This window comes from Bacillus sp. TE8-1 (assembly GCF_008368855.1).
Taxonomy (GTDB): domain Bacteria; phylum Bacillota; class Bacilli; order Bacillales; family Bacillaceae_G; genus Bacillus_A; species Bacillus_A cereus.
Map to the genome: position 1 here is coordinate 551,947 of NZ_QPET01000014.1, position 14,549 is coordinate 566,495.

Sequence of the window (14,549 nt, forward strand, 5' to 3'; positions counted from 1 at the left end):
AACATCGAAGATGATGTTGTTATAATTATTTATGTCCAATCTAAATGAAGATATACATAATGAAATTAAATTTTATGTTGGGCTTTTTATTTTTCTTTTTTTTATTTTGTGATAGGATAAAAAAGATAAAGTGGAACTAATATACATATTGGGTTCATATTAGTGAATGATGAGATGAATACATAAAAATAACGAGAGGTTATTTGAGGCCGAGTTTTCCTATAGTTAGGTGAATGTGGTTTGTTAACGGTTACCGAAGTGGGAATGGCTTTCTATAATCGCTCGATAGATTGAAATAAAGGTAGTGACAACAGATGAGAGTAGTTTCAGGAAAATGTAAAGGACACCCACTTAAAGCGGTTCCTGGTAATACAACACGTCCAACGACAGATAAAGTAAAAGAATCTATTTTTAATATGATAGGTCCTTATTTTGATGGTGGTATCGCCCTTGATTTATTTGGTGGTAGTGGTGGTCTTGGAATTGAGGCTTTGAGCAGAGGGATTGATAAAGCAATTTTTGTTGATCGGGATAGTAAAGCGATAAAAGTAATTCATCAAAATTTAGAAAGTTGTAGAGTACAGGAACAAGCTGAAGTATATCGAAATGATGCTGAACGTGCAGTAAAGGCGCTAATAAAACGTGAAATGTCATTCGATCTTATATTGATAGATCCTCCATATAAAGAGCAAAAAATTGTATCTTTAATTAGTATAATGGATCAACATGGATTGCTACATAGTGATGGATTAATTATGGCAGAGCATGGTAATGATGTAGTTTTACCTAATTCAATAGGAAGGCTTGTAAAAGTACGAGCTGAGAATTATGGGATTACGGCAATATCGATTTATAAGTATGAAGGTGAGGGGACAGAATGACAAGTATAGCTATTTCTTCAGGAAGTTTTGATCCAATTACCCTTGGGCATCTGGATATTATTAAAAGGGGAGCAAAAGTATTTGATGAGGTGTACGTAGTCGTTTTAAACAATTCATCAAAAAAACCATTCTTTTCAGTTGAAGAGCGATTAGAATTAATTCGAGAAGCGACAAAGGATATTCCGAATGTAAAAGTAGATTCGCATAGTGGGCTATTAGTAGAGTATGCAAAAATGCGTAATGCAAATGCAATATTACGTGGTTTACGAGCAGTTTCTGATTTTGAATATGAGATGCAAATTACTTCTATGAATCGAAAATTAGATGAAAATATTGAAACATTTTTTATTATGACAAACAATCAATATTCATTTTTAAGCTCGAGTATTGTAAAAGAAGTTGCGAGGTATGGAGGAAGTGTAGTAGATCTTGTACCTCCTATTGTAGAACGTGCTTTAAAAGAAAAGTTTCAAACCCCGTTAAAGTGAACGGGGTTTTTCTTTATATGTGCGCAAAAATAATAAAATAACATATAAGTATAGACAAAATAATGTGAAAATTGGTCCATAATGTATAAAAGATGTCCAAATTTCATGTAGTATAGAAGGATGCTCGGATAAAAATACAGGAATATCTTTTGGCATAGGCGAGAAAGAACTCACTTTCTCATAAAATGGTGTCCAAAATACAAATGTAAAAATAGGGGCAAGAATACTTTGAATAATTCGTGCGAAAAAATAGGGTTTAAATCGGATATCTGTTTCAGCTAATATGCTAGCAACTTGTGCCTGAATAGAAAGACCACTAAATGCTAAAATGAAGCTTGTTACCATAGCTTGTTGTAAGAGCGGTGTTTCATTTATTTGACTAATCATTTGGCTTCCGAGTGTCATTTCGAAAATACCTGATAATATAGGTATACTAAAATCTGTACTTAGTTGGAAGAATGATAAAATATGTTGCATAATAAAAGAAAGAGCTGCTGTAATGTGAAATACAGTAATCATTTTATTTAACACAGAGAATAAAATAATAAATCCGCCAATCATAAGTAATGTTTGAATAGAAGAAACAATGGCATCCCCAAGTAATTTACCAATTGGTCTTTTTTCTTGTAAGCGTGTCTCGTGAAGGATTAAAAAAGGGTTTTGAAAGCGACGTTTTTTTGTAGTGTGTGTATTAATTTTGTAAGCGGTATTATCGCCGTAAAAACGCATAATTAATCCGACAGCAAAGTTACTGAAATAATGGGCAGCGGCTAATATAATTCCTAATTTCGGATTATTAAAAAAACCGATAGACACAGCACCGAAAATAAAAAGTGGATTAGAAGAATTTGTGAAAGAAACGAGGCGCTCCGCTTCAATCTGAGTTAAAAGATTGCTTTTTCGTAGTCTAGCGCTTAATTTGGCGCCTGCAGGGAAACCAGAAGCCATTCCCATCGCCCAAACAAATCCGCCTATCCCTGGAACGCGAAAAAGTGGGCGCATGAGTGGTTCTAATATAACGCCAATAAATTTTACAACACCGATACTAATTAGAAGTTCCGCAATGATGAAAAACGGTAGTAGTGAAGGGAATACAACTTCCCACCATATATTTAACCCGCGAATAGAAGCTTGCAAAGCGGCTTGGGGGTGGAGTACAAGAGAAAAGGTTAAAAATAGCGTTGATATGGTAAGGAAAGCGGTTTTCCATTTTTCATACATGTAAGTAAATCCCCCTTTGTCCCAAAAAACGTTCATTTCAGTATACGTGGATACGTAGTGAATTTAGACCATAAGTATGAAAAAGGAATGAAAAAAATTAAAGGGTGAGAAAAATGAAAGAACCAAAGATTGGTTTAGCACTTGGGTCTGGAGGAGCGAAAGGGTTTGCTCATATTGGTGTAATAAAGGTTTTAAGGGAAGCGGGTATCCCTATTCACATGATTGCAGGAAGTAGTATGGGGGCGCTAATAGGTACGTTTTATGCGGCAAGTAGTAACGTTGAAAGATTGTATAAATTGGCATCTGTTTTTAAGCGGAAGTATTATTTAGATTTCACGGTACCGAAAATGGGATTTATTGCTGGAAAACGTGTCAAAGATATGATTAAAATGTTTACATATAATAAAAATTTAGAAGAGTTAGATATCCCGACGGCTGTTGTGGCTACTGACATATTGAAGGGGGAAAAAGTGGTTTTTACAAGTGGGCCAGTTGCAGATGCGGTGAGGGCTAGCATATCTGTTCCTGGAGTGTTTGTACCAGAAAAAATAGATGGAAGATTATTAGTGGATGGTGGAGTCATTGATCGCATCCCAGTATCGGTTGTGAAAGAGTTAGGGGCCGATATTGTTATCGCTGTTGATGTATCTCCAATTAAGGTAAATGGCGATGTTACGTCCATTTATGACGTAATCATGCAAAGTATTGAAATTATGCAGCATGAGCTTGTAATGAATCGGCAAATTGCATCGGATTTAATGATGCGACCAGCTGTAGAGCAATTTAGTTCACGTGCTTTTACAAACATTGAAGACATTATTCGAGTTGGAGAAGTAGAAGCAGAAAAACATATTTCAAATATTTATTTATTAATTGAGCAGTGGAAGGAGAAACATAATGTTTAAGCGTTTTCGGTTTATATATGCAATCTTAATAGGGGTTATATTGGCGATGTTACTTGTTTACGTACGTTTACCGTATTATATAACAAAACCAGGAATGGCTGCCAAATTAGAGCCTTATGTTCAAGTTGAGGGTGGAACGAAAGAATCTGGTGATTTTATGCTTGTTACGGTTTCAATGGGACCAGCAAATGTGGTGAATTTAATAGCGGCACAGTTTAATAAATATACACATATTTCGAAAGCGGAAGAAATATTGCAAAAAGGTGAGAGTGATGAAGAATATCAATTTCGCCAAAATTATGCGATGAAAGATTCACAAAATGCAGCAATTTATAATGCATATAAACGTGCAAATCGCTCAGTATCTTTTGAAAATAAAGGTGTATTAGTTGCTGGTGTGGCAAAAGGAATGCCGTCAGAAGGAAAGCTTAAGCTTGGTGATGTTATTATAGCTGTTGACGGAAAAACGTTTGAAAAGACGGAGCAATTTATTGAATATATGACAGGGAAAAAAGAAAATGATGCTGTAAGTATTGAGTACATGAGAAATGGAAAACAATTGAAAGAGAATTTAAATGTAAAGACGATTCCTAATGGGAATGGACGTGTCGGTATAGGTGTTTCTATCGTTACAGAAAGAGAATTAGTGGTCGATCCGAAAGTGAAAATTAATTCTCATGAAATTGGTGGACCATCCGCAGGTTTAATGTTCACATTAGAAATATATAATCAACTTGTGGAAGAAGACTTAACGAAAGGACATGAAATAGCTGGAACAGGTACAATTAATGAAAAAGGAGAAGTGGGCCCGATTGGTGGTATAAATCAAAAAGTGGTGGCTGCTAGCGATGCTGGGGCTGAAGTGTTCTTTGCGCCAAATGAAAAAGGTGCGGAGAAATCGAACTATAAAGATGCACTTGAGACTGCAAAGGATATTAAAACAAAAATGAAAATTGTACCAGTGGATACGCTGGATGATGCGTTAACATATTTAGAAAAGATGGATAAGGAAAAAACCTCTCTGAAATAGAGAGGTTTTTTATAGGAATTTTGTAGTTGTTTCATCATAGCGAATAGGATGGTGTGTTATATCCTGTTTTAATAGTTGTGTGCGTAACGGTTCGTGCATGATGGAGAAATATACAGAGTTTGCTTTTTTCTCTATATCTAAAGCGGCATGGTCGAATGTTTTTGTATGAGTAAGGATTGGAAGTTCGATTTTTTTCTTATTTTTTGAAAGGTAAGTTTGTCCTTTTTGTGACATGCCTAGCAGGCGAATATATGGTGCGTGTTGTTCTATATTTGCGCTACGTATATCCTCTTTTGTTGTGTTTGTTAAAATGTGTGTACAAGCTCTTTGTAATCTAGTCCATGTATAACGTTTTGTTTTTAATGCTTCCATGAATGAATAGAAGGAGGAACTGTTTTGTATTTTTGATAAAATACGATGCTCTAAACCTTCTTCTATTTCATATATATGTCGTAAGTCCCCTGGAGACATCGTCATGAGTCTATATTTAAAAAATGAAAAGTATTGTTCCCAATTATGTAATATCCCGTAGTTTTGTTTGTAATTTGCTAAAAGCGAAGTGGTTGCCTGTGGGAGAAAAGGTTCAATTGTTGTAAATGATCCTTCTTCGCTAAAGAGTTGTTTTCGGATGCTTGTCGCGCTTGCAATATGTTGGTCATTAAATGTTTCATCATGATAATGAGAGGCAAATCTTTTTATAGTTTGAGCTTGTATAGAGCTATTTTGTGACAGAATTGCTTTCATATATTGGAAGCCTAAAATATTATTTGGTTGTGACATATCTATGTTTTTTTCAGATGTTAAAATGTGTGAGAAAGCATCCGATGTTGCTTTTGCATAACTATTACCAGCGTCCATGAATTGTTTTACAAGGCAGTTAAAAGTCTCTTCTTCGTTTTTTTGTATGGAGATGGTATTATAAAAATTTTCGATTTGTCCATCCTCACTACCGAAACAAATTTCGGAAACACGTAGGGCATTTAAAATGGAAATAGCACCATTTGCGAAGGTTTCAGCCTTTTGTGTTGCAAAGACGTATGGAAGCTCTACAACAAGGTCTACGCCGTTTGCTAAGGCCATTTTAGTGCGATACCATTTGGAAATGAGTGCGGGCTCACCACGCTGTAAAAAAGGACCACTCATAACGGCAATTATTATATCGGATTGTGTTAACTTTTTTGTCTGTTGCACATGATAAAGATGACCGTTATGAAAAGGGTTATATTCAACAACAATACCACCAGCTTTTATGGTAATCTCTCCTTTCGATGTAGCATCTTTTTGAAAAACGTGATACTCTATATATTATTTACTATGATGACTTCATTATAGTGTAAAGAAAAAACATTGACAAATATAAAATGGCTAGCTATAATTTTGTTTGTTGCCTTGAGGTGATATGATATGAAATGGTCCATCCATCAATTGAATAAATTGAGAAATAAAGGATTGACATTGGATGAGATGGTAGATGTAAGTGAGCTAAAAGAGGTCGAGAAAGATATTCGTGAAATTAATCCTGTTCATGTAACGGGAAGAGTTGATTTTGGCTCCGGTAAGTTTACGTTTCATCTACATATAACTGGAAGCATGGTTTTACCATGTTCTCGCTCTTTAGTAGATGTGACATTACCATTTGACATTAAAACAACTGAGGTGTTTCAAACTTCACAAGAAGAATTTGAAACTGAAGCTGAAATTCATTCTTTAGAAGGAGAAGTACTTGACTTACTGCCCGTAATCAAGGAAAATATACTTTTGGAGATTCCAATGCAAATTTTCAGTGATGATGTTTCTGGTGGAGCACCGACGCAAGGTCAAGACTGGCAAGTGATTTCGGAAGAAGACAAAGAAAAGACTGTTGATCCAAGATTGGCAGGACTTGCAAAGTTTTTTGACAAATAATCGGAAGACTGGTTCAGGCCTTCATATGAAAATAACTATTTCTTTTAAGGAGGTGGGAAGAATGGCTGTACCTTTTAGAAGAACTTCTAAAACAGTAAAAAGAAAGCGTCGTACGCATTTCAAATTATCAGTACCTGGTATGGTAGAGTGCCCAAGCTGTGGTGAAGCGAAATTAGCTCACCGTGTATGTAAAGCATGCGGTACTTACAAAGGTAAAGAAGTAATCAGCAAGTAATTGCGGGAAAATAAACGCAGAAGATATCTTCTGCGTTTATTTTTTTTGTCTTAATCTTTAGTTGTTGTATTCTATCTTTTCTAGTAACTGCATATGCTTAATAAAAAATGCATAGGGAGGACTAGAGAGATGGCGACAACAAGACAAGATGCTTGGACTGATGATGAAGATTTGCTTCTGGCAGAAGTAGTACTCCGGCATATTCGAGAAGGTGGAACACAACTTTCTGCCTTTAAGGAAGTGGGAAAAAATTTATCTCGTACACCAGCAGCATGTGGGTTTAGGTGGAATTCTTACGTAAGAAAGCAATATAAAGAACGTATTGAGGAAGCAAAGCAACTTCGTAAAGTAGAACATTATGAAGTGAAAGAGACAAAGGTGTTAGAACCTACGTCAATTACGTTGAATGATGTTATTGATTTCTTGCAAAATTATAAAGATGAAAACTCTTTAACGGTGTTGCAACAACAAGTTGAATCATTACAAACAGAAAGAGAGCGCCTTCTGGAGCGATTATCAGTATATGAAGAAGAGTATAGAACATTACTTGATTATATCGATCAAAAAAGAAGTGTAATGGTAGCGGAAAGAAACAATGCTCGCTCGAATGAGAAGTTAGAGAAGCTTAAGAAATAAAAAACAGCTGTTATACAGCTGTTTTTTATTTCTTAAGCCGATTCTTCGTTTGTAACCGCATTCAAATTTGTTTCTGGATGCCAAATATAAAAATCACCATCAGTTACTGATACGGGGTTGAAATTTAATTTATCCCAAAAACCAGCTGAATGAATACGTGCTATTGTTTTAATAGGAAATTGCATTTGTTTCGCATGATTTACAAGCATTTGCCCGAATCCTTGTTTTTGAAAAGTTGGTAATACTTCAAGTTTATAAAGTTCTAGGTAAGGACCTGTAATTTCGAATGGTTCTCCGCCGTTTCTTTTCATATATAGACTCATACGTGCGATTAGTGATCCACCATAATAAATGCCATAAAATGGAGATTCACTGTCGTTTTCAATAATGTTTGCTTGCAATTCTTCCAGCATAGATAGTTCTTGGGCTCCGCACCCTTTAAATTTTTTGAATTCATCTAACGTTTTATAATTGATGAGCAAGCGCTCAACTTTTGGGAATCCCATTACATCACATCCTTTTGTTATCTTGTTGAATGCAGAAAAGTAAAAATATTTACAATAATAGTATAACTCATTTTTTTATTTTTATGAAGAAGATAGTATATTTCTTTTATTATTTTTTTGAGGATTTGCTAAACTAAGAGTATAAGTGTATTAATAGGCAGTATTATACATAGCGAAAAAAGAGAGTGTATTTGTTTGGCAGAGGACAACGAAATTATAGGGCGTGCTCATGTACTTTAAAAAGATATAAAAAGGAGGGGAGGCAAGGGCGCTTAATGTGAATCCCTTGTGTGAAAATGAAAATTGGAATTGTCGGACCAGGTGCTATTGGTCTATTGTATACATTTTATTTACAAAAAAGTAGCCAAGATGTTACGTTGTTTACAAGAACGGCTAAGCAGGCTGAAGAGTTGAATGAAACAGGTGTAACTTGTATTAGAGATGGAAGATGTGAAACAGTATATCCATCTGTTTTACCGATAGAAAGTATGGTAGCACAAAATTTAGATTATATATTTATTTCTGTGAAGCAATATCATATAGATGACGTACTACCGTTTGTGGAAGGGGCATCATCATTAATCTTTTTGCAAAACGGAATGTCGCATCTTCAAAAGATGCTGAAAATAGGGAGTGAAAATATAGCTGTTGGTATTGTAGAACATGGTGCGAAAAAAGAGGGAGGGCATATCGTTCATCATACTGGGATAGGGGTAACAAAATTTGGAGTGGTTTGTGGTCAATCTATACATTTCAAGAAAATATGCCGTTATTTTCCTGTTACTTATTTTCCAGTTCAAATAGAAACGGATTGGGAAGAGATTATGCACAAAAAATTAGTAGTAAATGTATGTATCAATCCATTGACAGCACTATTGGGAGTTAAGAATGGTGAATTAATCACGAATCGTTTTTTTTATCAAATGATGGAGCAAGTGTTTCAGGAGGTCGCATTTCTTATTAGAGGAGAAAAAGAAATGGTATGGCAAATGGTACGAAATGTGTGTGAAGGAACGTCTCGTAATACATCCTCTATGTTAGCGGATGTAAGAGCGAATAGACAGACGGAAATTAATGCGATTGTTGGATATGTATTAGAAGAAGCTAAGAAACAGCAACTACCAGTTCCGACACTTCAATTTTTGTTCGATGCAATAAAAGGGTTAGAAACAAGAGTATAAGTGTTATTCTTTGCTTTTACGTGAAACATTGACTACAATGTGGATTGGTGAGAGAACTGGATACGAAAGGAAGAATTATATGGAGATAAAAGAAATCTCTGTTCCGCAACAAGGTGTTGTAGCGGACTATATGAACGGTAAAAAAGAGATACAGTCATGTTTTGATTATATGTTAACAGAAGATGCTTTTAAACAACGTTTACATGATTTGCGTGAAAGGGAGTTTTTCCGCCAAGATTTAGTAGCGCATTTATTAGAATATAATACAAAATTACAAGCGGGAGAATCTACACTTCAAAATGTAAAAGCGCTTGGAGATGAAAATACATATGTTGTTATAGCTGGACAACAAGCAGGGTTATTAACTGGACCGCTTTATACAATTCATAAAGTTATTTCAATTTTACAGCTTGCAAAGGAAAAGGAAGAAAGTTTAGGAGTTAAAGTTGTCCCTGTCTTCTGGATTGCGGGTGAAGACCATGATATGGATGAGATTAACCATACTTTTGTAGCGAAAAATAAAAAGATGAAAAAAACTATTTTTTATGACCGTAATCCGAAAAAGGCGAGTGCTTCTGAGTCTGAACTTTCTGTTGAAGATTGTAGAAATTGGATTGAAGAGATTTTTAAAACATACCCAGAAACAAATTTTACAAAGGATGTATTAAAATTTGTTGATGATGCTTTGAAAAAATCGAATACGTATGTAGATTTCTTTGCTCATCTTATTACGAAAATCTTTGCTAATTCTGGTTTAATCCTTGTTGATTCACATCATCCTGAATTAAGAAAGTTAGAAATTCCATTTTTCAAGCGAATTATAAGTAAGTATAAAGAGATACAAGAGGGGCTTCGTAATCAGCAAGAAGTAATTAAAGAACTAGGATACAAACCGATTATTGAAACGAAGTCTCATGCAGTGCATATATTCATGGAAATAGATAATGAACGAGTATTGCTTGAAGATCAACAAGGTAAGTTTGTTGGAAAGGATGGGGCGCATTCCTTTTCATACGAAGAGTTGATTGAAGAGATGGAGAGAAATCCGGCACGTTTTAGTAATAATGTTGTAACACGTCCTCTTATGCAAGAGTATGTATTTCCTACGCTCGCATTTATTGGAGGTCCAGGAGAATTAGCTTATTGGAGTGAATTACAACAAGTATTCCATACTGTCGGTTTTCAAATGCCACCTGTCGTTCCTCGTCTTACAATTACTTATGTGGAGAGAGATATAGCGACGGATTTATTTGATTTGCAATTGAGAGAAAGTGATCCGTTTTTAAATGATGTCGATAAATTGCGTGAAAACTGGTTGTCTAATCAAATAGAGGAACCGATTGATGATCATTTTGAAAAGGCGAAAAAAGAAATTGCCGATATTCATACATCTTTACAGCAATTTGTAAAGAAAATAGAGCCAGGGTTAGGTGCGTTTGCAGGGAAAAACGAATTGAAAATTAATGAACAAATTGAACTGCTGGAAAGAATGTTGAAAAGAAATGTTGAGAAAAAGTATGAGGTTCAGCTAAATAAATTCCGCCGTATACAATTCGCACTTCGTCCATTAGGTGCACCGCAAGAACGTGTGTGGAATGTATGTTATTATTTAAATCAGTTTGGTTTGGATTTCGTTGATCGTGTAATGGAAAACCCTTTTTCTTGGGACGGAAAACATCATGTTATAAAACTATAAAATCTTGCTCTTTGGAGCAGGATTTTATTTTTATTCCGTTGAATTTACTGTGAAGTGATTTTTTTCTGAATTATCAATCGAAAAAGTGTTAAATATGGCAATTGTGTTGGATACTTAAATATATGACAAAATAGCACAAAATGTAAACGTATTATTCGCTTTTTCGACAGTTTTTTATTTAAATTCCCGCAAAAGATGATAAAATTTAGTATATAATAAAAGAAAATAGCGATTTGTATAGTATGTTGCCTTTGTTGGTAAGTTAAATGAGTCGTTCTTTCGTATTATTTCATTCTCTAAGCGTGAAATATGTGTTTAGAGGAAGGGATACATTCAACATAATTAATTGGAAAAAGAGTAGGTGCAACAATGTTTAAACACGTAACAGTGCTTTTAAAGGAAACAGTAGACGGCTTAGATATAAAGCCAGATGGTACATATGTAGATTGTACACTGGGGGGAGGAGGACATAGTTCTTATTTATTATCCCAATTAACTGAAGGTGGAAAATTAATAGCGTTTGATCAAGATGAGATAGCGATTCAAAACGCGAAAGAAAAGTTCTCTTCATACGGTGAACAGTTTATAACAGTAAAGAGTAACTTCCGTTATTTAGCTGAAAAACTGCAGGAAATAGGTATAACAGAAGTAGACGGTATTTTATTTGATTTAGGTGTTTCATCCCCACAATTAGATACACCAGAACGAGGCTTTAGTTATCATCATGATGCACCGCTAGATATGCGGATGGATCAAGATGCCCCATTAACAGCGTACGATGTTGTAAATAGCTGGTCATATGAACAACTTGTAAGGATTTTCTTCCAATACGGTGAAGAGAAATTTTCAAAACAAATTGCAAGAAAAATTGAAGCTTATCGTGAGAATAAAGCTATTGAAACGACAGGAGAATTAGTAGAGCTAATTAAAGAAGGTATTCCGGCTCCTGCTCGCAGAACGGGTGGGCATCCTGCTAAGCGAGTGTTTCAGGCAATTCGTATAGCTGTAAATGATGAATTAAAAGTATTTGAAGAAGCATTGGAATCTGCTATTGAGATGGTTAAGCCAGGTGGAAGGGTTAGTGTTATAACATTCCATTCATTAGAAGATCGTATTTGTAAAACAACGTTTAAGCGAAATAGTACAACGCCACAATTGCCGCCAGGATTACCGATTATTCCTGATGAATTTAAGCCGAAATTAAAGCTTATTACAAGAAAACCGATTTTACCTTCTGATATAGAGCTAGAAGAAAATAATCGTGCGCGTTCTGCGAAGTTGAGAATCGCTGAAAAACGATAAAAGGGAGAGAGAGGTATGACTAATTTAGCTGTAAAGTACAAACAACAAGCGCAAGAAGAGGTGCAAATTCAAACGCCCCCACAGCAGATGGCTAAGCCGAAGGTTAAAGCGAAAATTACAAGAATCGAAAAACTGTTGTATGTAGCGTTTATTGGCTTTTTATTGTATGCCTGTGTCGCGTTTATTGGAAATAAAGCAGGCCTTTATCAAGTTAATGTAGAAGCAGCGACGATAGAAGAAAAAATTGTACAGCAGCAAAAAGAAAATCAAGAATTACAAGCTGAAGTAGAGAAGTTAAGTCGCTATGAACGGATCGCTGAAGTTGCAAAAAAACACGGGCTAGAAATTAATGCGAATAATGTGAAAGGCCTCAAATAAGGCAATAGGTGTGAAGGAACGATGAAGAAGAATATGACTAAATTTCATACCAATAAGGGAGCAGGTTATTTTATGATATTTTTCCTCCTGCTCTTTTTGCTGTTATTAGCCCGATTTTTTTACATACAATCAACAGGAACAGTTCATAATCAGGATTTAGATGCACTTGCTAAACAAAAGCATAGTAAAACAGGAGTTCTTGAAGCGAACCGAGGAACCATTTATGATCAAAACGGTCATGTGTTAGCGCAAGACGCAAACTCTTACAAAATGGTAGCTGCACTAAAAGGTGCTAACTCAGTTGAGAATAAAGAAGATACTGCAAAGAAAATTGCAGGAGTACTTGGAAAAGGCGAAGAGGATATTTTAGCTTCTTTAAACAAGGAAGGTAGAAGTCAAGTCGAATTTGGAACGTTAGGCAAGGATTTGACGAAAGAAAAGAAGGAACAAATAGAAGCGTTGAAGTTGCCGGGAATATCTTTTATTACAGAAAATGCAAGGGTGTATCCAAACGGTGATTTTGCATCTTACGTTATAGGTCATGCAAAACCAAATGAGAATGGAACCTCGGTAGGTCAATTTGGCATAGAGAAAAGCTTGGATAAATACTTAAGTGCTTCGAACGGAGAAGTAGCATATACAGGTGATCGTAAAGGTGTGTCCCTTGATGGGGGAAAAGTTAATGTAAAGGCACCTAAAAATGGAGATAACGCTTATTTAACAATTGATCAACGTGTCCAAAGTTATTTAGAAGACGCGATGAAAGCAGCAAGTAAGCAATATGAGCCAGAAAGTTTAATAGGGATTGTTGCAGATCCGAAAACTGGGAAAATATTAGCGATGTCTACTAAACCTAGTTATGACCCTAATGATCGCCAAATTAAATATTTCTTCAATGACGCGATTGCCAATGCATTTGAACCTGGATCAACAATGAAAATTTTTACGTTAGCGGCAGCTATTAATGAAGGTGTGTACAAAGGACAAGATTATTATCAATCCGGGACATATCAAGTCGGAAATAGGAAAATAAAAGATCATAATGGCGGTGCTGGTTGGGGCTCTATCACGTTTGATGAAGGGGTAGAGCGTTCTTCAAACGTAGCGTTTGCAATTTTAGGAGATCAAAAACTTGGTCCAGAACGTTTCCGAAAATATATTCATAGTTTTGGATTAGATGAAAAAACGAACATTGATTTATCAGGTGAAGGATCGAATACAATTTTATTTGATCAGCAAATACAACAAGTGACAACAGCTTTTGGACAAGGTTCCACTGTAACACCAATTCAGCTTGTACAAGCTGCAACGGCCATTGCAAATGATGGGAAAATGATGAAACCTTATGCAATTGATAAAATTGTAGATCCGATAACAGACAAAGTAAAATTAGAACATAAGCCAGAAGAAGTAGGAAAACCTGTTACAAAGGAAACAGCAGCGCAAGTAAGACAGTTATTAGAACGTGTTGTTACATCTCCGAAAGGTACAGGGACAGCTTATAAAATTGATGGATATTCAGTTGGTGGTAAAACAGGTACAGCGCAAATTCCGGATGGAAAAGGCGGCTATATGACAGGAAGACAGAATTATATATTCTCATTCTTAGGTATGGCACCAATGGACGATCCACAACTTGTCGTGTATGTAGCTGTTAAACAGCCGAAATTAAAAGATGACGAGAACGGCGCACAACCTTTAGCTGATATTTTTAAATATGTAACAAAAAATAGTTTAGAGTATTTAAAGATTAAGCCAAATGAAGTGAAAGATCCGAAAAAACATCTGAAAGAACAACAAACTACTGTTCCAGATGTAACTGGTAAAACGATGGCTGAAGCGGGGAAAGCGATTGATAAAGCAAAACTTCGTCCAATCGTACTAGGTGAAGGGAAAGTACAGCAACAAGTACCAAAAGCAACTGAACAAACATTAAAAGGCGACCGAGTCTTCTTGGTAGGAGATAAGCCTACAATGCCAAATATACAAGGATGGGCACTGCGTGATGTTATGAATTTAGCGAAGACATTACAGCTTAACTTGAAACCTTCTGGTACAGGATACGTAACAGAACAAAGTGTGGCGGAAGGAACATTATTACAACCTGGTACAGAATTAGGTGTCACACTCGTACCGCCACTCGAACCACAGCAAGAAGCAGAAAAGCCGTAATGGTAAAAGAGAA

15 protein-coding genes are annotated in these 14,549 nt (G+C 35.6%); 12 read left to right on the top strand and 3 right to left on the bottom strand.

Annotation, left to right across the window (positions count from 1 at the left end; all coding sequences use genetic code 11):
* Positions 1 to 314: 314 nt before the first annotated feature.
* Positions 315 to 881: a 16S rRNA (guanine(966)-N(2))-methyltransferase RsmD gene (gene rsmD, locus DN404_RS14820; protein ID WP_001266978.1), complete on the top strand. Its 567-nt coding sequence runs from the start codon at positions 315 to 317 to the stop codon at positions 879 to 881.
* Complete coding sequence (gene coaD, locus DN404_RS14825; RefSeq protein ID WP_000200601.1) at positions 878 to 1,369, top strand: pantetheine-phosphate adenylyltransferase; 492 nt, start codon at positions 878 to 880, stop codon at positions 1,367 to 1,369. Before rsmD ends, coaD begins: the two co-directional genes overlap by 4 nt.
* Here coaD and ylbJ read toward each other — a convergent pair.
* The gene (gene ylbJ, locus DN404_RS14830) at positions 1,361 to 2,590 is read right to left on the bottom strand and encodes a sporulation integral membrane protein YlbJ (protein WP_000273082.1); all 1,230 of its coding nucleotides are present in this window, start codon (positions 2,588 to 2,590) and stop codon (positions 1,361 to 1,363) included. The genes coaD and ylbJ overlap by 9 nt on opposite strands.
* A gap of 113 nt (positions 2,591 to 2,703) precedes the next feature.
* Here ylbJ and DN404_RS14835 point away from each other — a divergent pair, with 113 nt between their 5' ends.
* Positions 2,704 to 3,495: a patatin-like phospholipase family protein gene (locus DN404_RS14835; RefSeq protein WP_000662588.1), complete on the top strand. Its 792-nt coding sequence runs from the start codon at positions 2,704 to 2,706 to the stop codon at positions 3,493 to 3,495.
* Positions 3,488 to 4,525, top strand: a complete 1,038-nt coding sequence (locus DN404_RS14840) for a SepM family pheromone-processing serine protease (protein ID WP_000476280.1) — start codon at positions 3,488 to 3,490, stop codon at positions 4,523 to 4,525. Before DN404_RS14835 ends, DN404_RS14840 begins: the two co-directional genes overlap by 8 nt.
* Positions 4,526 to 4,534: 9 nt before the next feature.
* On the opposite strand, the gene DN404_RS14845 is transcribed toward DN404_RS14840, so the two are convergent.
* Complete coding sequence (locus tag DN404_RS14845; RefSeq protein ID WP_002182932.1) at positions 4,535 to 5,716, bottom strand: nucleotidyltransferase; 1,182 nt, start codon at positions 5,714 to 5,716, stop codon at positions 4,535 to 4,537.
* Positions 5,717 to 5,929: 213 nt separating this feature from the next.
* On the opposite strand from DN404_RS14845, the gene DN404_RS14850 reads away from it, so the two are divergent.
* From DN404_RS14850 to DN404_RS14860, 3 genes are all read left to right on the top strand, one after another.
* Positions 5,930 to 6,430 (top strand): YceD family protein, encoded by a 501-nt coding sequence (locus tag DN404_RS14850; RefSeq protein ID WP_000872149.1) that lies wholly within the window; start codon positions 5,930 to 5,932, stop codon positions 6,428 to 6,430.
* A 61-nt stretch (positions 6,431 to 6,491) separates the two neighbouring features.
* Positions 6,492 to 6,665, top strand: coding sequence for a 50S ribosomal protein L32 (gene rpmF / locus DN404_RS14855; protein WP_001984764.1), 174 nt, complete (start codon positions 6,492 to 6,494; stop codon positions 6,663 to 6,665).
* 129 nt (positions 6,666 to 6,794) lie between these two features.
* Positions 6,795 to 7,301, top strand: a complete 507-nt coding sequence (locus tag DN404_RS14860) for an RsfA family transcriptional regulator (protein ID WP_000246467.1) — start codon at positions 6,795 to 6,797, stop codon at positions 7,299 to 7,301.
* Positions 7,302 to 7,333: 32 nt separating this feature from the next.
* Here the strand turns inward: DN404_RS14860 and DN404_RS14865 are convergent, their stop codons facing one another.
* On the bottom strand, positions 7,334 to 7,807 hold the full coding sequence (locus DN404_RS14865; protein WP_000506694.1) for an N-acetyltransferase: 474 nt from the start codon (positions 7,805 to 7,807) through the stop codon (positions 7,334 to 7,336).
* Positions 7,808 to 8,103: 296 nt separating this feature from the next.
* Between DN404_RS14865 and panE the strand changes: the two genes are divergently transcribed.
* The 5 genes from panE (at position 8,104) to DN404_RS14890 (ending at position 14,536) form a co-directional block, all read left to right on the top strand.
* The gene (gene panE / locus DN404_RS14870; protein ID WP_149215199.1) at positions 8,104 to 8,988 is read left to right on the top strand and encodes a 2-dehydropantoate 2-reductase; all 885 of its coding nucleotides are present in this window, start codon (positions 8,104 to 8,106) and stop codon (positions 8,986 to 8,988) included.
* Between the two features lie 79 nt (positions 8,989 to 9,067).
* Positions 9,068 to 10,684 carry a bacillithiol biosynthesis cysteine-adding enzyme BshC gene (bshC, locus tag DN404_RS14875; RefSeq protein ID WP_006928286.1) on the top strand — a complete coding sequence of 539 codons (1,617 nt, stop codon included), beginning with the start codon at positions 9,068 to 9,070 and terminating at the stop codon, positions 10,682 to 10,684.
* A gap of 369 nt (positions 10,685 to 11,053) precedes the next feature.
* Entirely contained in the window at positions 11,054 to 11,986 is a 933-nt protein-coding gene (gene rsmH / locus DN404_RS14880) for a 16S rRNA (cytosine(1402)-N(4))-methyltransferase RsmH (RefSeq protein ID WP_000472508.1), read from the top strand.
* Between the two features lie 15 nt (positions 11,987 to 12,001).
* The gene (gene ftsL, locus DN404_RS14885; protein WP_000182804.1) at positions 12,002 to 12,364 is read left to right on the top strand and encodes a cell division protein FtsL; all 363 of its coding nucleotides are present in this window, start codon (positions 12,002 to 12,004) and stop codon (positions 12,362 to 12,364) included.
* A gap of 21 nt (positions 12,365 to 12,385) precedes the next feature.
* On the top strand, positions 12,386 to 14,536 hold the full coding sequence (locus DN404_RS14890; RefSeq protein WP_000739963.1) for a penicillin-binding protein: 2,151 nt from the start codon (positions 12,386 to 12,388) through the stop codon (positions 14,534 to 14,536).
* Positions 14,537 to 14,549: the final 13 nt, after the last annotated feature.